The organism is Streptomyces aquilus (assembly GCF_003955715.1).
Classification (GTDB): Bacteria; Actinomycetota; Actinomycetes; order Streptomycetales; family Streptomycetaceae; genus Streptomyces; species Streptomyces aquilus.
Genome location: NZ_CP034463.1, coordinates 5,938,373 through 5,961,076, shown reverse-complemented (window position 1 = coordinate 5,961,076; position 22,704 = coordinate 5,938,373). Strand labels below are relative to the sequence as shown.

Below are 22,704 nucleotides of genomic sequence, written 5' to 3'. Positions count from 1 at the left end.
CGGACGATTTCTCGTCATGTTAACGCGATTGGTTCGAGGGCCGTCCGGTTGTCCACAGGCTGTGGGTTTCCCCACGTCGCCCGCGAACGGAAATGGGGGTGCCCGCGGGACGGGCCGCGGGGGATGATCACGGGCATGAGCGATGCTGCGGAGCAGGTGGACGAGACGTCGGCGGAGGAACGGTTGCGGGAGCGCCGCAAGAGTGCCGTCCGCGCGGCGCGGCGGGTCCTGTGGCGGGGCGGGCTGAGCCTCACGATCCGGGAGCGGCTCGCGTCACTGGCGGAGGCCGCCCCCGAGGTCCACGACCTGGAAGAGCAACCGGACATCTACGGCAACGGCGTCGTGGCGGCCGTGGAGGAGCGGGTCGCGTCCCTGCTGGGCAAGGAGGCCGCCGCGTTCTTCCCGACGGGCACGATGGCCCAGCAGGTCGCCCTGCGCTGCTGGGCGGCCCGTACCGGGAACGCCACGGTCGCCCTGCATCCGCTGGCCCACCCCGAGGTCCACGAACGCCACGCCTTCACCCAGGTCAGCGGCCTGCGCCCGGTGCGCCTGACCAGCGAGCCCCGGCTGCCCACCGCCGAAGAGGTGCGCGACTTCGACGAGCCCTTCGGCGCGCTGATGCTGGAGCTGCCGCTCCGGGACGCCGGATTCGTCCTGCCGACCTGGGAGGAGCTCACCGAGGTCGTGGAGGCGGCGCGGGAGCGCGACGCGGTGGTGCACTTCGACGGCGCGCGCCTGTGGGAGACCACCGTCCACTTCGGCCGCCCCCTGGACGAGATCGCGGGCCTGGCGGACAGCGTCTACGTGTCGTTCTACAAGTCCCTCGAAGGCCTCGCCGGAGCCGCGCTCGCGGGCCCGAAGACGCTGGTGGACGAGGCGAAGACCTGGCGGCACCGGTACGGCGGGACGCTCTTCCAGCAGTTCCCCACGGCGCTGTCGGCGCTCGTCGGCCTGGAGCGGGAACTGCCCCGGCTGCCGGACTACGTCCGTCACGCGCGCGTGGTGGCCGCCGCGCTGCGGGAGGGGTTCGCCGAGGCGGGCGTGCCGTGGGCGCGCGTGCACCCCGAGGAGCCGCACACCCACCAGTTCCAGGTCTGGCTGCCCTACGACCCCGAGGTCCTGGTCGAGGCGGCGGTGCGGCAGGCGGAGGAGACCGGGACGTATCTGTTCACCGGCTACTGGGAGCGCGGCGGGCCGGGGCTGGCACTCGCCGAGGTCACCGTGGGCGCGGCCGGCCTGGAGTGGACAGCGGACGACGTGAAGGCAGCGGTCGCCGACTTCGTGGCACGGCTGCCCTAGGGCTCGGCAGGGCTCAGGGGTTGGGGTGCAGCCAGCGGCCCAGGAACCGCCGTGTCCGCCCCCGTGCCGACCGTTCGGCGAGCACCGCGCGGAAGAGGCGGTGGTCCCGCCACTCGCGCACGACCTGCCAGTCGTGGGCGCCGGGCGCGGGCGGGGCGGGCTCGCCGTGCCGCCGGGCGCGGTAGGTGTCGAGGAGGTACTGCTGCGTGATGCTCATGGCTGATCGCCTTCTCGGGAGGTGCTCCGATGGGGCGGGGGCCGCGGCTGCCCCGGTCCTCCCAGGTTGCGCCGGTACGGAGGCGGCGTCGCGTCGATTGACGGCCGCCGTCAATCGAGGGCGGCGTTGTCAGTGGCGGGGTGCACCATGAGGGCATGAGCGTGCGCATCGACATCGCGGGGCTGCGGCCGGAGAGGGTCGCCTTCGTGCCCTCACCGCTGGCCGAGCTCGCCATGGCGCTGCACGCGCTGGCCGAGCCGGGACATCATCCGGGCCTGCAGGGCTGGGTGACCGGCGTGACCGCGCGGCTCGACTCGCACCTCGCCGACCGGATGTGCGAGGCGGACTTCCTGTGGCGGACGACGTTCTCCGACCTGTTCATGCCGTTCGCCGGCATTCCGGGCCGGAGCACGCTTCCGGGGGCGACCATCGCCCAGGAGCTGGACCAGCTCGACAAGCTGACGGACGAGCAGTTCGTGGACGCGGCCCTGGAGTTCACCTGCGCGGTGCCCTACTCGTCGTACGGCCCCACCGTGCTCTCCGACCCCGAGTTGCACCGGCGCGCCCTGGAGCTGGCCGCGTCGCGCGGGCCCCAGCAGGTGCGGTTCACCGAGCGGCTGCTGGCCGACCCGGTGCGGATCCGGACCTGGTTCCGCGAGTTCGTCGAGGACTGCGACGCGGCGTTCTTCGCCGACACCTGGTCCCGGCTGCGCCACCAGCTCGCGGCGGACGCCCGCCACAAGACCGACCTGCTGCGCCACAAGGGCCTCGCCGAGGCGCTGACCGCGGTGTCCACGGCGTTGACGCTCGACGAGGACTCCGCGCGGATCACCGTCGACAAGCTGGGCGACGGCCGCACCGCCACGGAGGACGGCGGCCTGCTGCTCGTCCCGACGAGCCTGGGCTGGCCGCACCTGAGCGTTCTGCACCGCTACGGCTGGCAGCCGACGCTGCACTACCCGGTCGGCTCCCCCGAGCTGGCGTCACCGTCCTCGGTGGAACAGCTGGCCCTGCGGATGACCGCGCTCTCCCACCCCGTCCGGATGCGCCTGTGCCGCCATCTGGCGCGCAGCGCGTACACCACAAGCGAGCTGGCCCAGGCGCACGGCATGACCGCCCCCGAGATATCCCGCCACCTGAGCGTCCTGAAGAAGGCGGGCCTGATCACCACCCGCCGCCGCGGGCGGTACGTCCTGCATCAGCTGGACGTGACCGTGGTGGCGCGGCTGGGCAGCGACTTCCTGGAGGGCATCCTGCGCTGAGCGCGCGGGAGTCCGGCTCAGTCGAACCGGATGTGCTTCACCCCGATCCGCAGCTGCCGGAGCCGTGTCCGCAGCGCGCCCTCGTTGTTCGGCCGCAGTCGCAGCCCGGCGAGGACCGCGATCCGGTCCGCCGTCTTCGGCACGGTCGAGTCGTCCGTCCACAGATGCTCGGCGAACTCCGGCTCGCGCAGCCGCTCCAGACAGTGGTCGAGCTGCCGCAGGGCCCAGGTCTCGCGCCCCAGACCGGCGTTCTTGCCGCCCAGGAACTGAAAGAGGTGCCCGAGGCCGCGCTCCCGGAGCCGCTTGACGACGGTCTCGCGCCGCGCGAGGAGCGTGAAGTGGCGTACGTCATGGCCGAGTTCGCCCAGGCGGCCCACGGTCTCGGCGAAGTAGCCGGAGTCCGTCACCGTCATCGGAGCGATGACCACCCCGTCGTGCTTGGTGAGGGCGAGGTCGAGGACCTCGACGACGCCCTGCCGCCAGGACGTCAGGTCCTGGAAGTCGCCGCGCAGTTCGGGCGGCAGCATGCGGCGCAGCCCGAAGCCGGCGTGCTCGGGGTCGCAGACGACGCTGCCGGGCAGGCGGCGCTGGATCTCGTACGCCGTCTGCGTCTTCCCGCCGCCGAAGGGGCCGTTGATCCACAGGAGCATGCGCAGACCCTAGTGGGCGGCGGTCACGCGGGCGTCACGTTCGCGTGACTCAGCCGTGCCCGCCGGCCCGCACCAGCCCCGTCTCGTAGGCGAGGACGACCACCTGCACCCGGTCCCTGAGTCCCAGCTTGGTCAGGATGCGGCCCACATGGGTCTTCACGGTCGCCTCGGACAGGACCAGCCGGGCCGCGATCTCCCCGTTGGACAGGCCCTGGGCGACCAGCACCATGACCTCGCGCTCGCGGTCGGTGAGCCGCTCCAACTCCTTGTGCTGGGGCTCCTTGCCGGTGCTCGGCAGCATCGGCGCGAACCGGTCGAGGAGGCGGCGCGTGGTCGAGGGCGCCACCACCGCGTCCCCGCTGTGCACCGCGCGGATCGCGGCGAGCAGCTCGCCGGGCGGCACGTCCTTGAGCATGAAGCCGGACGCGCCCGCCTTCAGCCCGGAGAAGGCGTACTCGTCGAGGTCGAAGGTGGTCAGGATGAGCACCTTCGGCGGGTTCTCGTCCTGGCAGATGCGGCGGGTGGTCTCCACCCCGTCCAGCTTCGGCATGCGCACGTCCATCAGCACCACGTCGACATTCGTGGCCCGCAGCACTTGGAGCGCCTCGACGCCGTCGCCCGCTTCCGCGACGACCTCCATGTCCGGCTGGGCGGCGAGCACCATCCGGAACCCGGTGCGCAGCAGCACCTGGTCGTCGACGAGCATCACGCGGATCGTCATCGGGGCCTCTTCCGTCTCTCTACGACTGTTCTGGTTGCGTCGGCAGGGGTGTTACAGGTGTCAACAGGGGGCGTGCGTCGGCGTCAGTGCACCGGTTTCAGCGGGAGCAGCGCGCTGATACGGAATCCTCCGCCCGGCCGCGGTCCCGCATCCAGGGTGCCGCCGACCATACCGACGCGCTCGCGCATCCCGATCAGGCCGTGTCCCTGGCCGTCGGCGCCGCCGTCCTCGTACAGCTCGTGCGGCGCGCCCTTGCCGTCGTCCTCGACCAGCAGACCGAGCCCGTCGTCGAAGTACACCAGGCGCACGCTCGCGCCCGCGTTGGGCCCGCCGTGCTTGCGGGTGTTGGTGAGCGCCTCCTGCACGATGCGGTACGCCGTCAGCTCGACGCCGCTGGGCAGCGGGCGCGGGGTGCCCTCCACCTTGAAGTCGACCGGCAGGCCGGAGGTGCGGCACTGCTCGACCAGGTCGTCGATCTGCTCGACGTCGGGCTGCGGGACGTACTCCCCGACCTCCTGGTGCTCGCCGGTGCGCAGCACGCCCAGCAGGCGGCGCATCTCGGCGAGGGCCTGGCGGCCGGTGGAGGAGATCGTCTCCAGGGCCTTCTTCGCCTGGTCGGGCGCGGCGTCGAGGACGTACGCGGCGCCGTCGGCCTGCACGACCATCACCGAGACGTTGTGCGCGACCACGTCGTGGAGCTCGCGCGCGATGCGGGCGCGTTCGGCGGCGACCGCGACCTTCGCCTGCGCCTCGCGCTCCTTCTCGAGCCGGCTCGCGCGCTCCTCCAGCTGCGCGAAGTAGGCGCGACGGGTGCGCATCGAGTCGCCGAGCACCCAGGCCAGCGCGAACGGCACCGTCTGGAACACGATGAGCGCCGCGTTGGCCAGGGCGCTCGCGTCGTGGTTCCACCACCGCAGATGCGCCACGCACGCCGCGCTCAGGCCCATGGCGAGCGCGAGCCGGGACGCCCAGCGGGCGCCGGTCGCGGCGACGGTGTAGACGATGACCAGGAACGCGAAGTCACCCGGCGTCGTGGGCACGTCCGTCAGCAGTTGGGCGACGCCGATGGCGATGGCCAGGAGCAGCATCTTCTCCGGCATGCGCCGGCGCAGCGCGATCACCACGCACAGCAGGAGGACGATGGGGATGACCGCGGCCTCTGCGTCGGTCCCCTCGTCCGACTGCTCGGCGACTTCGAACACGACCGAGATCCCGAACAGGAAGACGGCCCAGAAGCCGTCGACCCATGTCGGGTGCCTGCGGAGGAAGTCATAGAGGCGCTGCACGTAACCCAGCGTAGGGAAGCGTGATAGGTGCAGGGGTCAACCGGAGGGTCGATCCATGCGCCCCCCGCCTACTCCCCAAGGTGGAGGCTCCGCTCCCCTGTGCGCATAGTCTGGCGCCGTGACGGACGGGACTGCGGAGGAGTGGCGCGGCTGGCGGGCGGCCACGGAGGCCGCCCTGTACGGCCCTGACGGCTTCTACCGCCGCCCCGAGGGCCCGGCGGGTCACTTCCGTACGTCCGTCCACGCGTCGCCGCTGTTCGCCGCCGCCGTGGCCCGGCTGCTGTGCCGGGTCGACGAGGCCCTGGGCCGGCCCCCGGTGCTCGACTTCGTCGACGTGGCGGCCGGCCGGGGCGAGCTGGTCACCGGGGTCCTCGCCGCGCTGCCCGCGGACGTCGCGGCCCGCACGCGCGCGTGCGCCGTCGAGCTCGCCGACCGCCCCCCCGGCCTCGACCACCGGATCGAGTGGCGGCCGAAGCCCCCGCGCGGGATCACCGGGCTGCTGTTCGCCAACGAGTGGCTCGACAACGTGCCGGTGGAGATCGCCGAGGTGGACGCCTCGGGGGTCGCGCGCCGGGTGCTCGTCCGGCGTGACGGGACCGAGCGGCTCGGGGAGCCGCTGTCCGGTGCGGAGGCGGAGTGGCTCGCGCGGTGGTGGCCGCTGCCGGCCGAGGAGGGGCTGCGGGCGGAGGTCGGGCTGCCCCGGGACGAGGCGTGGGCCGAGGCGGTCGGGGCGGTGGCGCGGGGGCTCGCGGTGGCGGTCGACTACGCGCACACCGTGGACGCGCGCCCCCTGTTCGGGTCGCTGACCGGGTTCCGCGCGGGGCGCGAGACGGCGCCCGTGCCGGACGGGTCGTGCGACGTCACGGCGCACGTCGCGCTGGACTCCGCTCTGGACGCCGCGCTGGAGGCGTGCGGCGTGCCCGGGGGGCGCGTACTGACGCAGCGCGCCGCCCTGCGCGCCTTGGGGGTCGCAGGCGCACGCCCCCCGCTCTCACTCGCGACCACACAACCCGCGGCCTACGTACGCGCCCTCGCGAGCGCCGGTGAAGCCGCCGAACTCACCGCATCCGGCGGCCTCGGCGACTTCGGCTGGCTGCTGCAACCGGTCGGCATCGAGAGCGCGTCCCTGGGCGACCTACTTGTCGATGTCCCCGACCACGAAGAACAGTGACCCCAGGATCGCCACCATGTCGGCGACCAGCGTCCCCGGCAGCAGTTCCACCAGCGCCTGGATGTTGTTGTACGACGCCGAGCGCAGCTTGAGGCGGTACGGCGTCTTCTCGCCCTTGCTGACGAGGTAGTAGCCGTTGATGCCGAGCGGGTTCTCGGTCCACGCGTAGGTGTGGCCCTCGGGCGCCTTCAGGACCTTCGGGAGCCGCTGGTTGATCGGGCCGGGCTCCAGCCCGGCGAGCCGGTCGAGGCAGGCGTCGGCGAGGTCGAGGGAGTTGTGGGTCTGCTCCAGGAGGACCTCGAAGCGGGCCAGGCAGTCGCCCTCGGTCCGGGTGGCCACCTTCAGGGTGTCCTGGAGCTCGCCGTAGGCGAGATAGGGCTCGTCGCGACGCAGGTCGAAGTCGACGCCGGAGGCGCGCGCGATGGGCCCGCTCACGCCGTACGCGTGCACGGTCTGCGGCGCGAGCGCGCCCACGCCCCGGGTGCGCCCCCGGAAGATCTCGTTGCCGAGCACCAGGTCGTCGTACACGTCCATGCGCGAGCGCACGGCGGCGACAGCGGCACGCGCGCGTCCCGCCCAGCCGGCCGGGAGGTCCTCCTTGAGGCCGCCGACACGGTTGAACATGTAGTGCATGCGCCCGCCGGAGACCTCCTCCATGACGTTCTGAAGGACCTCGCGCTCCCGGAACGCGTAGAAGACCGGCGTGATGCCGCCGAGCTCCAGCGGATACGAGCCGAGGAACATCAGGTGGTTGAGCACCCGGTTGAGCTCGGCGAGGAGCGTGCGCGTCCACACCGCGCGCGTGGGCACCTCCATGCCCAGCATGCGCTCGACGGCGAGGACCACGCCCAGCTCGTTGGAGAAGGCCGACAGCCAGTCGTGGCGGTTGGCGAGCATGATGATCTGGCGGTAGTCGCGCGCCTCGAAGAGCTTCTCCGCGCCGCGGTGCATATAGCCGATCACCGGCTCCGCGTGCTGGATCCGCTCGCCGTCCAGGACGAGCCTGAGGCGCAGCACACCGTGCGTCGACGGGTGCTGGGGCCCGATGTTGAGCACCATGTCGGTGCTCTCCGCGGCGCCGCCGATACCGACCGTGGTCTCCGTCGTGGGAGTCATGGACACAGTCTCTCCTACGTACGCTGGCCCTATGGAGACGGGGAGCGGGCAGGAAACGGAGTCGGCGGCGGGTGAGCCGGTGTGGATCGGGCTGCCCCCGGGGCTGCTGCGGATGCGACGGCTGTTGCTGGTGGTGTGGCTGGGGCTGATCGCCCTCGCGCTGGGTGGGCTGCTCGGGCTGTTCGCCGGGTGGCCGTGGGCCGCGATCGCGCTGCTGCCGGTCGCCGCCATCGCCTGGGGGTGGGTGATGCTCGGGCGCAACTGGGCTTCTTGGCGCTACGCCGAGCGCGCGGACGACCTGCTGATCAGCCGGGGCGTGCTGTGGCGCGAGGAGACGGTCGTGCCGTACGGGCGGATGCAGCTCGTCGAGGTCACCTCCGGCCCCGTGGAGCGCCACTTCGGGCTCGCCAGCGTCCAGCTGCACACGGCCGCCGCCGCGACCGACGCGACCATCCCCGGCCTCGACCCGGCCGAGGCGGAACGGCTGCGCGACCGGCTCACCGAGCTCGGCGAGGCCCGATCGGCGGGCCTGTGACGACGCCGGGCCTCGACGACGGCGTGCCCGAGCTGCGGGCGAAGCCGCCGGTGACCGAACAGCGGCTGCACCCCGTGACGCCGCTCAGGCGGGCGTGGGCGCCCGTCGCGGTACTCATCGGCTGGGCGGTGCACGACCCCGACCAGGCGCAGCGCCAGCTGACCCGGCTGACGACCACGACCCTGCTGATCGCGCTCGCCGTCCTGGTCCCGGCCGCCGCCCTCTACGGCTTCCTCACCTGGTGGTCCACCCACTTCGCGGTCACCGAGTCCGAACTGCGCATCCGTACCGGGCTGGTGTTCCGGCGCACCGTGCACATCCGGCTGGAGCGCATCCAGGCCGTCGACGTCACCCAGCCGCTCCTCGCGCGCGTGGCGGGCGTCGCCAAGCTGAAACTGGACGTCATAGGCGCCGACAAGAAGGACGAACTCGCCTTCCTCGGGGAGCGCGAGGCGCGTGCGCTGCGCGCGGAACTCCTCGCGCGCGCCGCCGGGTTCGCGCCCGAGACCGCGCACGAAGTCGGTGAAGCGCCGGCGCGCGAGCTGCTGCGCACGCCCCCACGTGACCTCGCGATCGCCCTCGCGCTCACCGGCGCCACCTGGGGCGCGCTGGTCGCCGCCCTCGTCGTACCGCCCGTCCTGTGGTTCGCCACCCACAGCCTGTGGACGGTTCTCGCGACCGGCGTGCCCCTGCTCGGCGCGGCGGGCGCCAGCAGCGTGGGGCGGTTCGTCGGCGAGTACGACTGGACCGTGGGCGAGTCGCCGGACGGGCTGCGGATCGACCACGGGCTCCTGGACCGCACGCACGAGACGGTGCCGCCGGGGCGGGTGCAGACCGTGCGGATCGTGCAGCCGCTGCTGTGGCGGCGGCGCGGCTGGGTGCGGGTGGAGCTGGACGTGGCCGGGTCGTCCAACTCGGTGCTGGTGCCGGTCGCTCCGCGCGCGGTCGCCGAGGCGGTCGTCGCGCGCGTGCTGCCCGGGGTGACGGTGCCGCCGCCGGACGCCCTGTCCCGGCCGCCGCGGCGTGCGGGGCGGTGCGTGCCGCTGTGGTGGCGCGGTTACGGACTCGCCGTCACCGACGCGGTGTTCGCGTCCCGGGAGGGACTCCTCAGGCGCAGCCTCGCACTGGTCCCGCACGCCAAGGTGCAGAGCGTACGGCTCGTGCAAGGGCCCTGGCAGCGCCTGTGGCGGCTCGCCGACGTCCATGTGGACACGGGGGCCGGCAAGACCGTCACGGCCCGTCTGCGGGACGCGGAGGAGGCCGCCGAGCTGCTCCGCTCGCAGGCCGAACGCTCCCGCACGGGACGCCGCGACGCGCTGCCGGACCGCTGGATGGCCTGACGGCGGCGGGCGCTGACAGACGAAAGCCGCGCGCGCAGACGAAAACAGCGAGGCCGCGCGTCCCCACCCGGGAACCACGCGGCCTCGCAGTCAGCCAAGTCGCTCAGGACACCGCGCTCCGCAGCCCCTGAAGGTCGATCTGCTCCGTCTCGTCATGGGCCGTCAGGTCGATGACCTGACCGGCGCCGCGCGACTCCTCGTCGGCCGGCTTGAACTCCGACTCGGCCTCGGCCTTGTGGAGGGCCAGCGCCTCCTGGCCCACCACGTCGGCGAGGTCCTCGTTCTGCACCGCCTCGAAGGCGGCGGACGCCTTCTGGGTGCCGAAGAAGTCGAAGCCGCCCTCGACCGCCGGGCGCCGCACGGGCGCGGCCGGTACGACGGCCACCGCGGTCGGCGCGACGAAGTGTCCGGAGGGCTGCTGCACGGGCTGGCCCGGCTTGGCCGCGGTGCTGGTGACGGCGGCCGCGCGCTCATGCCCGTCGGCCGCCGCGGGCTGCCCCTGCGCCTCGTCCTCCTGCGCGGCCTCCGCTGCGGAGTCGCCGGGGGCGGCGACCTCGGCGGCGACCGGGCCGGTCTGGGCCGGCACGCTCCTCGCGGGACCGTCGCCCTTGGGACCGCCGTCGCCGTCCGGCGTGCCGTCCCCCTTCGGGGAACCGGCGTCCTTGGGCGAACCCTCGCCCTGGGGAGCCTCCTTGGAGACGTCCCGGGAGGCCGCCTCAGTGACCTCGGTGACGTCGTTGGCGCCGACGGCGGCGGTGGCCTCCTCGGGAGCCTCGTCGCCCTTCACCGAGTCACCGGCGTCGGCAGCGGCAGCGGCAGCGGCAGCGGCAGCTACATCGGCAGCCGAGTCATCGGCGTCATCGGCGTCGCCGGACACCTCGTCCCCCTTGCCGGCAGCCCCCGCGTCCTCCGCGTCGAGCCGCGCCAGCGCCACCTTCGCCCGCAGGAACAACTGCGAACCCTCCGGCGAGAAGATCGCGGGGGTCTCCGGCTTGTCGTCGGCGGCCTCCGCACTCTCCACGTCCACATCCGCGTCCACGTCCGCGTCCTCGACCGGGGCAGCCACAGCCTCGGTCTCCTCGACGCCGCCGGCGGGAGCCGGCACCGACACGGGCGGCAGCTCGCGTGCCGGAACCGCGGTCTCTATCTCGAGCAGCCGGCGGCCCTCCAGGGCGCTCGCGCGCTCGGTCTCCGCCGTGGCGTACCGGCGCAGCAGTGCCGCGTGCTCGTTGCGCAGGCCCGCCAGTTCGGAGCGCTTGGCCCGCAGCCGCTGCTCCAGCTTGGCGCGCAGCTCGCGCGACTCCTCGAGGTCGGCCTCCAGTTCGGCGACCCGCTCCTCGAACCGCCACTCGTCGCTGGCACGCGCGCGCGTGAGGTCGGCGACCTGCTTGCCGGCCTGCGCGTCCCAGCGGCGCATGACGGCGGCGCCGACCACCGCCGTCGCCGCGGCGCTCGCGGCGATGACACGCAGCACGGCCTGTTGCGAGAACACCCAGGGGCCGAAAGCGCAGACGAGCGAGACGCCCGCGATCGCCGACGGGGGGAGCAGCCTGTGCAAGGGCGGTGAATGGCGGTGACGTCCACGTGGCATGGCCAGAAACTTACCGCGCGTAGGCGAATCGTGGTGCCCCGGCCCGTAAAAACACAGCCATCCCGAGGCCTTCACACGACATCAGGAATCAGACCGGCCACCGAATTCGACAACGGGAACTCCCGCGACCCCCGAACCTCAAGATCATTTCTGGTCTCACCGGTCGCTCAACCGCCCGCTGATCCACTGCAAGGTCGCCGGAATCTCCCGCCGCCAGGTGTTGAAGTTGTGCCCGCCGCTTTCGAGGATGATCGACGAGATACGGGTCCGGTCGGTCGCCTTGACGCGCTCTATGAACTCCAGGGTGTCCTTGTAGTTCGACTCGCCCACCTTGCTGCTGCTGACGAGCAGTGAGGTGTCGGGCGCCGGCTCGTGCTTGAGGTACCACCACAGGTCGGCGCGATTGCGGAGTTCCTCGTTCCCCTGGAAGAGATCGCCCGTGGTGGGGTCGATCGGCGCCTTGTAGTACGGCGAAAGGCCCGCCCCGGCGGCGTACACCTCCGCGTGGTGCATGGCGAGCTTCAGCGCGCAGTACCCGCCCGTGGAGTCGCCGATGACGCCCCAGCTGCCCGGCTTCTTCCCGACCCGGTAGTGCGCGAGTACGGCGTCCGGCAGATCTTTGGCGAAGAACGACTCCGTCTGCGGTCCGTTCGGAATGTCGACGCACTCCGTGTCCCGCGGCGGCGCCACGGTCGGCCGCAGCATCACCAGGATCATCGGCTGCATACGGCCGTCCTTGGCGAGCTCCAACGCCGTGCTCGGGTAGTGCAGTTTGTCGACCAGCGCCTGCGCGGTGCCCGGATATCCGGTGAGGACCACGGCCGCGGGGAACGTGCGCGTGCGGTACTGCGGCTGGAAGTACTCCGGCGGCAGGTACACGAACGCGGACGTCGCGATGTGCGTCGTACGGCCCACGATGTCGACCTTCTGGATCTGGCCGCCGCGCTGTGGCCGCCCGCTGCCGGTCTCCTTGACCCGTCGTACGTCCGTCACCTGGAGCGGGCCGCCCGAGCCGCGGTTCGCCGTGTGGTCTATGACGACGCCCTGCTCGTCCTCCTGCCCGAACAGGTCGGCCCAGCTCGCGTAGAACCCGAAGGACTGGTTGGCGCCGAGGCCGAGCGCCGCGAACAGCGCCAGCTGGGTCGCGAACAGCAGCCCCACGCGCCCGCTGACGGCCCGCCAGCCGCGCCGCGCCAGCCGTGGCCACAGCCATACCGTGCCGACGAACAGAGCCACGGCCGACGCGATCGCCAGTACCAGCACGGTGTTGCTCGTGAGACCCATGGTTTGCTTCCTGCCTGCGCTTTCTCCCCGTGCCGACGCGCCTCCCGCGGATCTTCGCGAGGGCTTGTCCGGCCCTTTTCCCGGCCTTTGAACCGGCTTTGAGGAAGTGAGTGAACCTCTCTCCCCGAGACACCGTCCTAGAGGGCGCAATGTCGCCGGATGCCCGAAACGGGCACCGGATCCAGGTCTCTCGCAGAACTACGGGATGCGATGTCTGTCAGGACAGATGAGGAAATGTCGGGCGGGGTTCCGAGCCGATCACCGCGTGTGCGGCGCGTACCGCGTGGCCCGCGCCCTGAGGCCGTCCCGGTCCTGGTCGCCAGAGCATGCGCGGTGGTGGGGCTTCTGGACATTGCCGCGGGCGTGTTCCCGCGCTTCCGTCACAGCCGTATGCACACCCTGGCCGAGGTGCTGCCGGGCGCGCTCGGCCCGTTCGCCGCGGCGCTCGCGCTGAGCGCGGGCGTACTGCTGCTCCTGCTGGCGCACGGCCTCCGGCGCCGCAAGCGGCGGGCCTGGCGGGCCGCCGTGGTCCTGCTGCCGGTCGGCGCGGTGGCGCAGTTCACGTACCGCCACTCCCCGGTGGGCGTGCTCATCTCGCTCGCGCTGCTCGCGCCGCTGCTGATCCACCGCGACCAGTTCAAGGCGCTGCCCGACCCGCGCAGCCGCTGGCGCGCGCTGGCCAACTTCGTCCTCATGGGCGCCGGTTCCCTCCTCCTCGGACTGGTCATCGTCAGCGTCCACCCCAAGACGCTGGTCGGCGACCCGAGCCTGGCCGATCGCATTACGCACGTCCTGTACGGCCTGTTCGGCTTCGAGGGCCCGGTCGACTACCAGGGCAACACCTCCTGGACGGTCGCCTTCTCCCTGGGCGCCCTGGGGCTGCTCACGGCCATCACGACGATCTACCTGGCCTTCCGCCCCGAACACCCCGCCGCGCGCCTCACCGAGGACGACGAGGCCCGTCTCAGGGCCCTCCTGGAGAAGCACGGCGGCCGCGACTCGCTCGGCCACTTCGCGCTGCGCCGTGACAAGGCCGTCGTCTTCTCCCCCAGCGGCAAGGCCGCGGTGACCTACCGCGTCGTCTCCGGCGTCATGCTCGCCAGCGGCGACCCGATCGGCGACGTAGAGGCCTGGCCGGGCGCCATCGAGCGCTTCATGGACGAGGCCCAGGCCCACTCCTGGACGCCCGCCGTCATGGGCTGCTCGGAGACCGGAGGCGAGGTGTGGACCCGCGAGACCGGCCTGGACGCCCTCGAACTGGGCGACGAGGCGGTGGTGGACGTCGCGGATTTCTCCCTGGCCGGGCGCGCGATGCGCAACGTGCGCCAGATGGTCAAGCGCATCGAGCGCGCGGGTTACGAGACCCGCGTACGGCGCGTCCGTGACCTCGGCGACGCCGAGCTCGAACGCATCCGCCGGGCCGCCGACGACTGGCGCGGCACCGACACCGAGCGCGGCTTCTCCATGGCGCTGGGCCGCATCGGCGACCTCGCCGACGGCGACTGCCTGATCGCCACCGCCCACAAGGCCGACGAACAGCCGGGCGAGTACGGCGACCTGAAGGCGATCCTGCACTTCGTGCCCTGGGGACACGACGGCGCCTCGCTGGACCTGATGCGCCGCGACCGCTCGGCCGACCCCGGCATGAACGAACTGCTCATCGTGGCCGCGCTCCAGGCCGCCCCGAAGTTCGGCATCACGCGCGTGTCCCTCAACTTCGCCATGTTCCGCTCCGCCCTCGCGCGCGGCGAGAAGATCGGCGCGGGACCGGTGCTGCGCGCCTGGCGCGGGCTGCTGGTGTTCCTCTCGCGCTGGTTCCAGATCGAGTCGCTGTACAAGTTCAACGCCAAGTTCCAGCCCCGCTGGGAGCCCCGCTTCGTCGTCTACCGCGCCTCCGGCGACCTGCCCCGCATCGGCTTCGCCGCCATGCAGGCCGAGGGCTTCGTGAACCTCGCCCTCCCCCTGCCGCGCTTCCTGCGCCGCCGCCGGACCGCCCCGCGCGCGTGCGCCCACTCCGTGGCGGAAAGAGACGTCCGCGCGGCGTGACCCCGAGCGGCCCGGAGCCGCCCAAGGACCGGCGTGACCCCGAGCGGCCCGAAGCCGCCCAAGGACCGGCGTGACCCAGAGCGGCCCGGAGCCACCCAAGGACCGGCCTGCCCCGAGCACCCCGGAGCCGCCCGAGGACTGGCCCGAGCGGAAGCCCCACCCCTCCTCCAGCCCGGGGGCTTCCGCTCGGGCCGCACGCCGGTACGGCTCCCCACGGGGCCTACGCTGAACGTATGAGCAAGCAGAGCGGACGCGGGCGCGTCGTCGGTCTACCGGCATGGGACCGCTGCGCGGTCATAGGAGTCGTGAACGTCACGCCCGACTCCTTCTCCGACGGCGGCCGCTGGTTCGACACGGCAGCCGCCGTCAAGCACGGCCTCGCCCTGGTCGCCGAGGGCGCCGACCTGGTCGACGTCGGCGGCGAGTCCACCCGCCCCGGCGCCACCCGCGTCGACGAGGCCGAAGAGCTCAAGCGCGTCATCCCGGTCGTCCGCGGCCTCGCCGCCGAAGGCGTCACCGTCTCCGTCGACACCATGCGCGCCTCCGTCGCCGCCCAGTCCCTCGCCGCCGGCGCCGCCCTCGTCAACGACGTCAGCGGCGGCCTCGCCGACCCCGCGATGATCCCGGTCGTCGCCGAGGCGGGCGCCCCCTTCGTCGTCATGCACTGGCGCGGCTTCCTGGAGGGCGGCAACGTCAAGGGCGTCTACGACGACGTCGTCACCGAGGTCGTCGACGAACTGCACGCGCGCGTGGAGGCCGTCCTCGCGGGCGGCGTCTCCCCCGACCGCATCGTCGTCGACCCCGGCCTCGGCTTCTCCAAGGACGCCGAGCACGACCTCGTCCTGCTCGCCCACCTCGACCGCCTGCTCACCCTCGGCCACCCGCTGCTCGTCGCCGCCTCCCGCAAGCGCTTCCTCGGCCGCGTGCTCGCCGCCGGCCCGGAGGCGGCGCCCCCGCCCGCCCGCGAGCGGGACGCCGCCACGGCCGCCGTCTCCGCGCTCGCGGCGCACGCCGGCGCATGGGCGGTGCGCGTGCACGAGGTCCGCGCGACGGCGGACGCGGTACGGGTCGCACGCGCCGTGGAAGGGGCGCGCGCAGCGGGCAACGGCGCAGAAGGAGCCCGGTGAGCGCCCCCCACACCGACGTCGAGCAGGTGGAAGCCGCCAACACCGCCTACTACGAGGCGATGGAGCGCGGCGACTTCGAGGAGCTCTCCTCGCTCTGGCTCACCCCGGCCGACCTGGGCGTCGACGAGGAGTACCACGACCCCGCCGACGCCGGCGTGATCTCCTGCGTGCACCCCGGCTGGCCCGTGCTCACCGGTCGCGGCGAGGTCCTGCGGTCGTACGCCCTGATCATGGCGAACACCGACTACATCCAGTTCTTCCTGACCGACGTGCATGTCTCCGTCACCGGCGACACCGCCCTGGTGACCTGCACCGAGAACATCCTCAGCGGCGGGCCCGCCCCCGAAGGCGGCGAGGAGCTCGGCCCGCTCGTCGGCCAGCTGGTGGTCGCCACCAACGTGTTCCACCGCACTCCGTCCGGCTGGAAACTCTGGTCCCACCACGCCTCCCCCGTTCTGGCCGAAAACGACGAGGCCGAAGGAGACGACACCCCCTCCTGAGTGGGTAGGCGCACCACAGGCCACCCACCGGAGGCCCACCGCAGACCCACCGCAGACCGACCGGAGACCCAGCGCAGGCCCACCGACGACCCACCGGAACCGCCCACAGGGACCAAGAAGTGGTTGGAATCACCACCCCTTGGGTAGGGGCGGCTATCAACCCGTGAGCCGCCGGGTTCCCCAGGGGAAACACACCGTGAAACCTTCTGGCCCCGGCCCGGCCCCACGCCCCCGTGGCCCGGTGCTGTCAGTGCCCGCAGGTAGATTCGTTCGAGGCCGGGGTGCCGCCCGCACTCGGCACGAACCGGCCATTACCGACGATTGCAGGAGTGATTCGCGTGGATCGTGTCGCGCTGCGCGGCCTGAAGGCCCGCGGGCACCACGGTGTGTTCCCCAAGGAACGCGAAGAGGGCCAGACCTTCATCGTGGACCTCGTCCTGGGCCTGGACACCCGGCCGGCCGCCGCCGACGACGACCTGGCGAAGACCGCGCACTACGGCATCGTGGCGGAGGAGGTCGTGGCCGTCGTCGAGGGCGAGCCGGTGAACCTCATCGAGACCCTCGCCGAGCGCATCGCCCAGACCTGCCTGAAGCACGAGGGGGTGGAGGAGGTCGAGGTCACCGTCCACAAACCGGACGCGCCGATCACGGTCCCCTTCGACGACGTGACGATCACCATCACCCGGAGCCGAGTATGACCGCGTCCTTCGCCACGGGCCCGAGCGACCCGACCGTCCAGCCGGTGCCCGCCTCCGTCGTCCAGCAGGTGGACGCCGCCGACACCACCCTGCACAACCCGAAACGCGCGGTGATCTCCCTCGGCTCCAACCTGGGCAACCGCCTGGAGACCCTCCAGGGCGCCATCGACGCGCTGGAGGACACCCCCGGCGTCCGCGTGAAGGCCGTCTCGCCGGTGTACGAGACCGAGCCGTGGGGCGTCGAGCCGGGCAGCCAGCCGTCGTACTTCAACGCGGTGGTCGTCGTGAAGACGACGCTGCCCCCGTCGTCCCTGCTGGAGCGGGCCCACGCGGTCGAGGAGGCCTTCCACCGCGTCCGGGACGAGCGCTGGGGCGCGCGCACGCTGGACGTCGACATCGTGGCGTACGCCGACGTCGTCTCCGACGACCCGACGCTCACCCTCCCCCACCCGCGCGCCCACGAACGCGCGTTCGTCCTGGCGCCGTGGCACGACGTGGACCCGCAAGCCCAGCTCCCCGGCCGCGGCCCCGTCTCCGGCCTCCTGGCCGAGGTCACCCGGGACGGCGTGGAAGCCCGCAAGGACCTGGAACTCCGGCTGCCCGAATAGTCGTTAAGGTCAAGAGCACGGGCTCGTTAAGGTCAGAGCACGAGCGTCGGGCACAAGGATCAGGGCACCACACCGTCCCTGCCATCCGGGGGAGCTGAAGGGTCACCGTGAGAGAGCTGCGCATCAGGCTGCTGGCCGGCGTGTTCATCGTCGCCGGAGTCCTGTCCTGGGCGGGCGCCCGCCTGTGGGCCTCGATCGGGACCCTCCCCAGCGTCCCCCTGGCCGCCCCCATCGTGCTGGCCCTGATCGCCGTGGTCCTGCTGTCCACGGCGCTGTCGATCCGCTCCCGCCTCAAGGCCCAGCGCGAGCGCCGCCCCGAGGCCAAGGGCGTGGACCCGCTGATGGCGGCCCGTGCCGTCGTCTTCGGGCAGGCCAGCGCCCTGGTCGCCGCCCTGGTCTCCGGCATGTACGGCGGCACCGGCGTCTTCCTGCTGGAGTCCCTCGACATCCCCGCCCGCCGCGACCAGGCCATCTACGCCGGCTTCTCGGTCCTGGCGGGCATCGGGGTGATAGCGGCCGCCATCTTCCTGGAGCGGGTGTGCAAGCTCCCGGAGGACGACGACAACAACACCGGGGCGACCTCGGCGGCGTGACCCGCAGCGGCGTCAGCGCGCCATGATGAGGCTCATCGCCTCGTTGCGGGTCGCCGCGTCCCGCAGCTGGCCCCGCACCGCCGAGGTCAGGGTCTTCGCCCCCGGCTTGCGGATACCGCGCATCGACATGCACATGTGCTCGCACTCCAGGACGACGATCACGCCACGCGGCTCCAGGATCTCCATCAGGGAGTCGGCTATCTGCGTGGTGAGTCGTTCCTGCACCTGCGGACGCCGGGCGTAGACATCCACGAGCCGGGCCAGCTTGGACAGACCGGTGATCTTCCCGGTGGTGGCCGGGATGTATCCGACGTGAGCGACGCCCCTGAACGGCACCAGGTGATGCTCACATGTCGAGTACACCTCGATGTCCTTCACGAGCACCATCTCGTCGTGCCCCAGGTCGAACGTCGTCGTCAGCACGTCCTCGGGCTTCTGCCACAGCCCCGCGAAGATCTCCTTGTACGCCCGGGCCACCCGCCCCGGCGTCTCCTTGAGCCCCTCCCGGTCCGGGTCCTCCCCGACCGCGATCAGCAGTTCGCGGACGGCGTTCTCGGCGCGCTTCTCGTCGAACTCGCCGATGGAGCCTTCGCCGTCCAGCGTCACGGGGTCGGTCATCTGGTGTGCCTCGTTCCTCGGTGTCCCTGCCTGCACGGCCGAAAAACGCCGCGCCCCCCAGGCTAGAACCTGGGGGGCGCGGCATCCATTCCGGGCCTGGTGAGGCCACCGGGGCCCGGAATCTCAGCTCTCCGGACGGTCCTCGGGGGCCGGCTCGGTCACGGGGGCGGACTCCGCCGCCGTGGCCTTGGCGGTCGAGATCGCCGGGGTGGCGCCGTTGGCACCGTTCGTCAGGGCGAGCTCCTTCGGGGAGAGCACCGGCGGACGGGTGGACGGCGTACGGCGGGAGGAGCCGGTCCAGGCGGGCCGGGCCGGACGCTTGACGATCGCGGAGAAGATCTCGGCGATCTCCTCCTTGCCCAGCGTCTCCTTCTCCAGCAGCTGGAGGACGAGGTTGTCGAGGACGTCGCGGTTCTCGACCAGGATCTCCCAGGCCTCGTTGTGCGCGTTCTCGATGAGTTTCTTTACTTCCTCGTCCACCAGGGCGGCGACCTCTTCCGAGTAGTCGCGCTGGTGGGCCATCTCACGGCCGAGGAACGGCTCGGTGTTGTCGCCGCCGAACTTGATGGCGCCGAGACGCTCGGTCATGCCGTACTGGGTGACCATCGCGCGGGCCGTGGCGGTGGCCTTCTCGATGTCGTTCGCGGCGCCCGTGGTCGGGTCGTGGAAGACCAGTTCCTCGGCCGCGCGACCGCCCAGCATGTAGGCGAGCTGGTCGAGCATCTCGTTGCGCGTGGTGGAGTACTTGTCCTCGTCCGGCAGGACCATCGTGTAGCCCAGGGCGCGGCCGCGGGACAGGATGGTGATCTTGTGGACCGGGTCGGAGTTGGGTGAGGCCGCCGCGACCAGGGCGTGTCCGCCCTCGTGGTACGCGGTGATCTTCTTCTCCTTGTCGGACATGATCCGGGTCCGCTTCTGCGGGCCCGCCACGACGCGGTCGATCGCCTCGTCCAGCATCTGGTTGTCGATCAGCTTCTTGTCCGAGCGGGCCGTCAGCAGCGCGGCCTCGTTCAGCACGTTGGACAGATCGGCACCCGTGAAGCCCGGCGTGCGGCGGGCGACCGCCGACAGGTCGACGTCCGGGGCGACCGGCTTGCCCTTCTGGTGAACCTTGAGGATCTCCAGACGGCCCTGCATGTCCGGGCGGTCGACCGCGATCTGGCGGTCGAAGCGGCCGGGGCGCAGGAGGGCCGGGTCGAGGATGTCGGGCCGGTTGGTGGCGGCGATCAGGATGACGCCGCCCTTCACGTCGAAGCCGTCCATCTCGACGAGCAGCTGGTTCAGGGTCTGCTCACGCTCGTCGTGACCACCGCCGAGGCCGGCGCCGCGGTGGCGGCCGACCGCGTCAATCTCGTCGACGAAGACGATCGCCGGAGCGTTCGCCTTGGCCTGCTCGAACAGGTCACGGACTCGGGAGGCACCTACACCGACGAACATCTCGACGAAGTCGGAACCGGAGATCGAGTAGAACGGGACGCCGGCCTCGCCCGCGACGGCACGCGCGAGCAGGGTCTTGCCGGTGCCGGGAGGACCGTAGAGCAGGACGCCCTTCGGGATCTTGGCGCCGACGGCCTGGAACTTGGCCGGCTCCTGGAGGAACTCCTTGATCTCGTGGAGCTCCTCGACGGCCTCGTCGGACCCGGCGACGTCCGCGAAAGTCGTCTTGGGGGTGTCCTTGGTGATGAGCTTCGCCTTGGACTTGCCGAAGTTCATGACCCGGGAGCCGCCGCCCTGCATCTGATTCATCAGGAACAGGAAGACGACGACGATGAGGACGAAGGGAAGCAGGGAGAGCAGGATGCCGACGAACGCGTTCTGCTTGGTCGGCGAGACGGTGTACCCGTCGGGAATCTGCTTCTGCTCGAACTTGGTCTGCAGTGTCGCGGCGAGGTTCTGGCCCTGGTCGCCGATGTAGCTCGCCTGGATCTTCGAGCTGCCGTCGACCTTTTCGCCGTCCTTGAGCTCGACCTTGATGGTCTGCTCGTCGCCTGTGGTCAGCTTGGCCTGCTGGACCTTGTTGTCATTGATCGCCTGGACCACCTGGCCGGTGTCCACCGTCTTGTACCCACCGGACGAGCCGACGACCTGCATCAACACGACCACGGCAAGGACGGCCAGCACGATCCACATGACCGGCCCACGGAAGTATCGCTTCACGTCCATCCATACGGAGCGGTGTCGCCCCGTCCCTCCTGCCATAGTGAGTTTGATAAGACAGTTCTTCTGACGGTACCCCAGCTTCGTCACGCGAAGCCGCACGGGACGGCTGAACGAGCCCGTCTGCATGCTCCAACGGCGCGAAACCCGCCGGGGTTCCCGATCGTCTTACGAAGAAGGCCCGCTCGGCCCTCAGGCCGGCTCAGCCGCCGTAGACGTGAGGCGCGAGCGTACCGACGAACGGGAGGTTGCGGTACTTCTCGGCGTAGTCGAGGCCGTAGCCGACGACGAACTCGTTGGGGATGTCGAAGCCGACCCACTCGACGTCGATGGCGACCTTGGCGGCGTCCGGCTTGCGCAGCAAGGTGCACACCTTCAGCGACTCCGGCTCCCGGGAGCCGAGGTTGGACAGCAGCCACGACAGGGTCAGGCCGGAGTCGATGATGTCCTCGACGATCAGGACGTGCTTGCCCTTGATGTCGGTGTCGAGGTCCTTGAGGATCCGGACGACACCGGAGGACTGGGTGCCCGCGCCGTACGACGACACGGCCATCCAGTCCATGGTGACGGGGGTGGACAGCGCCCGCGCGAGGTCGGCCATGACCATCACCGCGCCCTTCAGGACGCCGACGATGAGCAGGTCCTTGCCCGCGTACTCCGCGTCGATCTTCGCGGCCAGCTCAACCAGCTTGGCGTCGATCTGTTCCTTGGTGATGAGCACCTCTTTGAGGTCGGTGCCCATGTCTTTCGCGTCCACCCGCATCACTTTCGGTCGTCCCACCGGCCTGCCCGTCACCCCTCGCGGAGGGGTAAGGATTCAGCCTTGCCGAATCACCAGTCTGCCACCCTGCCGCTGGGCGACGACCTTGCCGGGGAGATTGATGGCCCCCTGGCCGCGCCAGCCGGTGATCAGCCGGTCGACTTCCTCGATGTGCCGGGCGAACAGCGAGCCTGCCGGGGCGCCCGCCTCGATGGCGGCGCGGCGCAGCACACGGCGGCGTACGGCGGGCGGCAGGGCGTAGAGCTTGGCGCATTCGAGCAGTCCGGCGGCGTCGCGGACGGCGGTCGCGGCCTGGCTCGCCCAGGCGTCGAGGGCGTCGGCGTCGTCGCGGGAGAGCTGGGCCGTCCGGGCGAGTGCCTCGACGACTCCCTTGCCGAGGGCCTTCTCCAGGGCGGGCAGGCCTTCGTGGCGCAGCCGGGAGCGGGTGTAGGCCGGGTCCGCGTTGTGGGGGTCGTCCCAGACGGGGAGCGCCTGGACCATGCAGGCCTTGCGGGCGGTCTGCCGGTCGAGCTGGAGGAAGGGGCGGCGGTAACGGCGGGCGGCCCCCGGACCCCCGGAAACAGCAGCCATTCCGGACAGGGAGCGGATGCCGGAGCCGCGGGCGAGGCCGAGCAGGACGGTCTCGGCCTGGTCGTCGCGGGTGTGGCCGAGCAGGACGGCGGTGGCGCCGTGGCGTGCGGCGGCGGCGTCGAGGGCGGCGTAGCGGGCGTCGCGGGCGGCGGCCTCGGGGCCGCCTTCGCGGCCGACGGTGACGGCGACGGACTCGACGGGGTCGAGGCCGAGCTGGCGCAGCCGCAGGGCGACTTCCTCGGCGCGGAGGTCGGAGCCGGGCTGGAGGCCGTGGTCGACGGTGACGCCGCCGGCGCGGATGCCGAGTTTGGGGGCCTCGAACGCGAGGGCGGAGGCGAGGGCCATGGAGTCGGCGCCGCCGGAGCAGGCCACGAGCACGAGCGGGGACGGCGGGCGCTCGTGCGGGGAGTCGGAGGAGTTGCCAGAGGGGCTGGTGTGTTCGTTGAGGATGTCGTGGAGGACGCGGCGGACCGCCAGGCGTATCGCCGCGACCGCAGGATGGGGACCCATGTCCGGTTCCCTTCATGAAGTTTT

At 71.8% G+C, this 22,704-nt stretch carries 22 protein-coding genes; 11 read left to right on the top strand and 11 right to left on the bottom strand.

Annotated features, from left to right (window positions below; translation table 11 throughout):
* Positions 1-135: 135 nt before the first annotated feature.
* Positions 136-1,299, top strand: a complete 1,164-nt coding sequence (locus tag EJC51_RS27420; protein WP_244362874.1) for a threonine aldolase family protein — start codon at positions 136-138, stop codon at positions 1,297-1,299.
* A 13-nt stretch (positions 1,300-1,312) separates the two neighbouring features.
* On the opposite strand, the gene EJC51_RS27415 is transcribed toward EJC51_RS27420, so the two are convergent.
* Positions 1,313-1,516, bottom strand: coding sequence for a hypothetical protein (locus tag EJC51_RS27415; protein ID WP_126273523.1), 204 nt, complete (start codon positions 1,514-1,516; stop codon positions 1,313-1,315).
* Positions 1,517-1,671: 155 nt separating this feature from the next.
* Here EJC51_RS27415 and EJC51_RS27410 point away from each other — a divergent pair, with 155 nt between their 5' ends.
* Positions 1,672-2,778: a DUF5937 family protein gene (locus EJC51_RS27410; RefSeq protein ID WP_126273522.1), complete on the top strand. Its 1,107-nt coding sequence runs from the start codon at positions 1,672-1,674 to the stop codon at positions 2,776-2,778.
* Between the two features lie 17 nt (positions 2,779-2,795).
* Here the strand turns inward: EJC51_RS27410 and EJC51_RS27405 are convergent, their stop codons facing one another.
* The 3 genes from EJC51_RS27405 to EJC51_RS27395 form a co-directional block, all read right to left on the bottom strand.
* Complete coding sequence (locus EJC51_RS27405; protein ID WP_126273521.1) at positions 2,796-3,428, bottom strand: AAA family ATPase; 633 nt, start codon at positions 3,426-3,428, stop codon at positions 2,796-2,798.
* Between the two features lie 49 nt (positions 3,429-3,477).
* Complete coding sequence (locus EJC51_RS27400; RefSeq protein WP_126273520.1) at positions 3,478-4,149, bottom strand: response regulator transcription factor; 672 nt, start codon at positions 4,147-4,149, stop codon at positions 3,478-3,480.
* Between the two features lie 83 nt (positions 4,150-4,232).
* Complete coding sequence (locus tag EJC51_RS27395) at positions 4,233-5,435, bottom strand: sensor histidine kinase (RefSeq protein ID WP_126273519.1); 1,203 nt, start codon at positions 5,433-5,435, stop codon at positions 4,233-4,235.
* Between the two features lie 118 nt (positions 5,436-5,553).
* Between EJC51_RS27395 and EJC51_RS27390 the strand changes: the two genes are divergently transcribed.
* Entirely contained in the window at positions 5,554-6,606 is a 1,053-nt protein-coding gene (locus EJC51_RS27390; RefSeq protein ID WP_126273518.1) for an SAM-dependent methyltransferase, read from the top strand.
* Here EJC51_RS27390 and EJC51_RS27385 read toward each other — a convergent pair.
* Entirely contained in the window at positions 6,571-7,722 is a 1,152-nt protein-coding gene (locus EJC51_RS27385; protein WP_126273517.1) for an NADH-quinone oxidoreductase subunit D, read from the bottom strand. The two genes, EJC51_RS27390 and EJC51_RS27385, sit on opposite strands and share 36 nt — an antisense overlap.
* 31 nt (positions 7,723-7,753) lie before the next feature.
* Between EJC51_RS27385 and EJC51_RS27380 the strand changes: the two genes are divergently transcribed.
* Both EJC51_RS27380 and EJC51_RS27375 read left to right on the top strand, forming a co-directional pair.
* Positions 7,754-8,257: a PH domain-containing protein gene (locus EJC51_RS27380; RefSeq protein ID WP_126273516.1), complete on the top strand. Its 504-nt coding sequence runs from the start codon at positions 7,754-7,756 to the stop codon at positions 8,255-8,257.
* On the top strand, positions 8,254-9,597 hold the full coding sequence (locus EJC51_RS27375; RefSeq protein ID WP_126273515.1) for a PH domain-containing protein: 1,344 nt from the start codon (positions 8,254-8,256) through the stop codon (positions 9,595-9,597). Before EJC51_RS27380 ends, EJC51_RS27375 begins: the two co-directional genes overlap by 4 nt.
* A 103-nt stretch (positions 9,598-9,700) precedes the next feature.
* Here EJC51_RS27375 and EJC51_RS27370 read toward each other — a convergent pair whose 3' ends face one another.
* Complete coding sequence (locus tag EJC51_RS27370; protein WP_425276808.1) at positions 9,701-11,155, bottom strand: hypothetical protein; 1,455 nt, start codon at positions 11,153-11,155, stop codon at positions 9,701-9,703.
* 189 nt (positions 11,156-11,344) lie between these two features.
* Entirely contained in the window at positions 11,345-12,472 is a 1,128-nt protein-coding gene (locus EJC51_RS27365) for an alpha/beta hydrolase (RefSeq protein WP_126273513.1), read from the bottom strand.
* Between the two features lie 234 nt (positions 12,473-12,706).
* On the opposite strand from EJC51_RS27365, the gene EJC51_RS27360 reads away from it, so the two are divergent.
* The 6 genes from EJC51_RS27360 (at position 12,707) to EJC51_RS27335 (ending at position 18,044) form a co-directional block, all read left to right on the top strand.
* Positions 12,707-14,518, top strand: a complete 1,812-nt coding sequence (locus tag EJC51_RS27360; protein WP_126273512.1) for a phosphatidylglycerol lysyltransferase domain-containing protein — start codon at positions 12,707-12,709, stop codon at positions 14,516-14,518.
* Between the two features lie 233 nt (positions 14,519-14,751).
* Positions 14,752-15,645, top strand: a complete 894-nt coding sequence (gene folP / locus EJC51_RS27355) for a dihydropteroate synthase (RefSeq protein WP_126273511.1) — start codon at positions 14,752-14,754, stop codon at positions 15,643-15,645.
* The gene (locus EJC51_RS27350) at positions 15,642-16,145 is read left to right on the top strand and encodes a nuclear transport factor 2 family protein (RefSeq protein ID WP_126273510.1); all 504 of its coding nucleotides are present in this window, start codon (positions 15,642-15,644) and stop codon (positions 16,143-16,145) included. The genes folP and EJC51_RS27350 overlap by 4 nt, the downstream gene beginning before the upstream one ends.
* 338 nt (positions 16,146-16,483) lie before the next feature.
* Positions 16,484-16,843: a dihydroneopterin aldolase gene (gene folB, locus EJC51_RS27345; protein WP_059193990.1), complete on the top strand. Its 360-nt coding sequence runs from the start codon at positions 16,484-16,486 to the stop codon at positions 16,841-16,843.
* A complete protein-coding gene (gene folK, locus EJC51_RS27340) occupies positions 16,840-17,451 on the top strand; it encodes a 2-amino-4-hydroxy-6-hydroxymethyldihydropteridine diphosphokinase (RefSeq protein WP_126273509.1) in 612 nt (203 codons plus the stop codon). The genes folB and folK overlap by 4 nt, the downstream gene beginning before the upstream one ends.
* A 107-nt stretch (positions 17,452-17,558) precedes the next feature.
* Positions 17,559-18,044, top strand: a complete 486-nt coding sequence (locus EJC51_RS27335; RefSeq protein WP_126273508.1) for a DUF3180 domain-containing protein — start codon at positions 17,559-17,561, stop codon at positions 18,042-18,044.
* Between the two features lie 12 nt (positions 18,045-18,056).
* Here the strand turns inward: EJC51_RS27335 and folE are convergent, their stop codons facing one another.
* From folE to tilS, 4 genes are all read right to left on the bottom strand, one after another.
* Positions 18,057-18,662, bottom strand: a complete 606-nt coding sequence (folE, locus tag EJC51_RS27330; RefSeq protein WP_126273507.1) for a GTP cyclohydrolase I FolE — start codon at positions 18,660-18,662, stop codon at positions 18,057-18,059.
* A gap of 123 nt (positions 18,663-18,785) precedes the next feature.
* A complete protein-coding gene (gene ftsH, locus EJC51_RS27325; RefSeq protein ID WP_059193994.1) occupies positions 18,786-20,825 on the bottom strand; it encodes an ATP-dependent zinc metalloprotease FtsH in 2,040 nt (679 codons plus the stop codon).
* A 196-nt stretch (positions 20,826-21,021) separates the two neighbouring features.
* Complete coding sequence (gene hpt, locus EJC51_RS27320) at positions 21,022-21,582, bottom strand: hypoxanthine phosphoribosyltransferase (protein ID WP_079311400.1); 561 nt, start codon at positions 21,580-21,582, stop codon at positions 21,022-21,024.
* Between the two features lie 54 nt (positions 21,583-21,636).
* Complete coding sequence (gene tilS, locus EJC51_RS27315; protein WP_126273506.1) at positions 21,637-22,680, bottom strand: tRNA lysidine(34) synthetase TilS; 1,044 nt, start codon at positions 22,678-22,680, stop codon at positions 21,637-21,639.
* Positions 22,681-22,704: the final 24 nt, after the last annotated feature.

What these genes read in the sequence shown, in the direction of transcription:
- folP (WP_126273511.1), top strand. Translation starts at nt 14,752, where the DNA reads ATGAGCAAGCAGAGCGGACGCGGGCGCGTCGTCGGTCTACCGGCATGG.
- folE (WP_126273507.1), bottom strand. Translation starts at nt 18,662, where the DNA reads ATGACCGACCCCGTGACGCTGGACGGCGAAGGCTCCATCGGCGAGTTC.
- tilS (WP_126273506.1), bottom strand. Translation starts at nt 22,680, where the DNA reads ATGGGTCCCCATCCTGCGGTCGCGGCGATACGCCTGGCGGTCCGCCGC.
- EJC51_RS27380 (WP_126273516.1), top strand. Translation starts at nt 7,754, where the DNA reads ATGGAGACGGGGAGCGGGCAGGAAACGGAGTCGGCGGCGGGTGAGCCG.
- EJC51_RS27360 (WP_126273512.1), top strand. Translation starts at nt 12,707, where the DNA reads ATGTCGGGCGGGGTTCCGAGCCGATCACCGCGTGTGCGGCGCGTACCG.
- EJC51_RS27385 (WP_126273517.1), bottom strand. Translation starts at nt 7,722, where the DNA reads ATGACTCCCACGACGGAGACCACGGTCGGTATCGGCGGCGCCGCGGAG.
- EJC51_RS27400 (WP_126273520.1), bottom strand. Translation starts at nt 4,149, where the DNA reads ATGACGATCCGCGTGATGCTCGTCGACGACCAGGTGCTGCTGCGCACC.
- hpt (WP_079311400.1), bottom strand. Translation starts at nt 21,582, where the DNA reads ATGCGGGTGGACGCGAAAGACATGGGCACCGACCTCAAAGAGGTGCTC.
- EJC51_RS27410 (WP_126273522.1), top strand. Translation starts at nt 1,672, where the DNA reads ATGAGCGTGCGCATCGACATCGCGGGGCTGCGGCCGGAGAGGGTCGCC.
- folK (WP_126273509.1), top strand. Translation starts at nt 16,840, where the DNA reads ATGACCGCGTCCTTCGCCACGGGCCCGAGCGACCCGACCGTCCAGCCG.
- EJC51_RS27420 (WP_244362874.1), top strand. Translation starts at nt 136, where the DNA reads ATGAGCGATGCTGCGGAGCAGGTGGACGAGACGTCGGCGGAGGAACGG.
- EJC51_RS27365 (WP_126273513.1), bottom strand. Translation starts at nt 12,472, where the DNA reads ATGGGTCTCACGAGCAACACCGTGCTGGTACTGGCGATCGCGTCGGCC.
- ftsH (WP_059193994.1), bottom strand. Translation starts at nt 20,825, where the DNA reads ATGGACGTGAAGCGATACTTCCGTGGGCCGGTCATGTGGATCGTGCTG.
- EJC51_RS27415 (WP_126273523.1), bottom strand. Translation starts at nt 1,516, where the DNA reads ATGAGCATCACGCAGCAGTACCTCCTCGACACCTACCGCGCCCGGCGG.
- EJC51_RS27405 (WP_126273521.1), bottom strand. Translation starts at nt 3,428, where the DNA reads ATGCTCCTGTGGATCAACGGCCCCTTCGGCGGCGGGAAGACGCAGACG.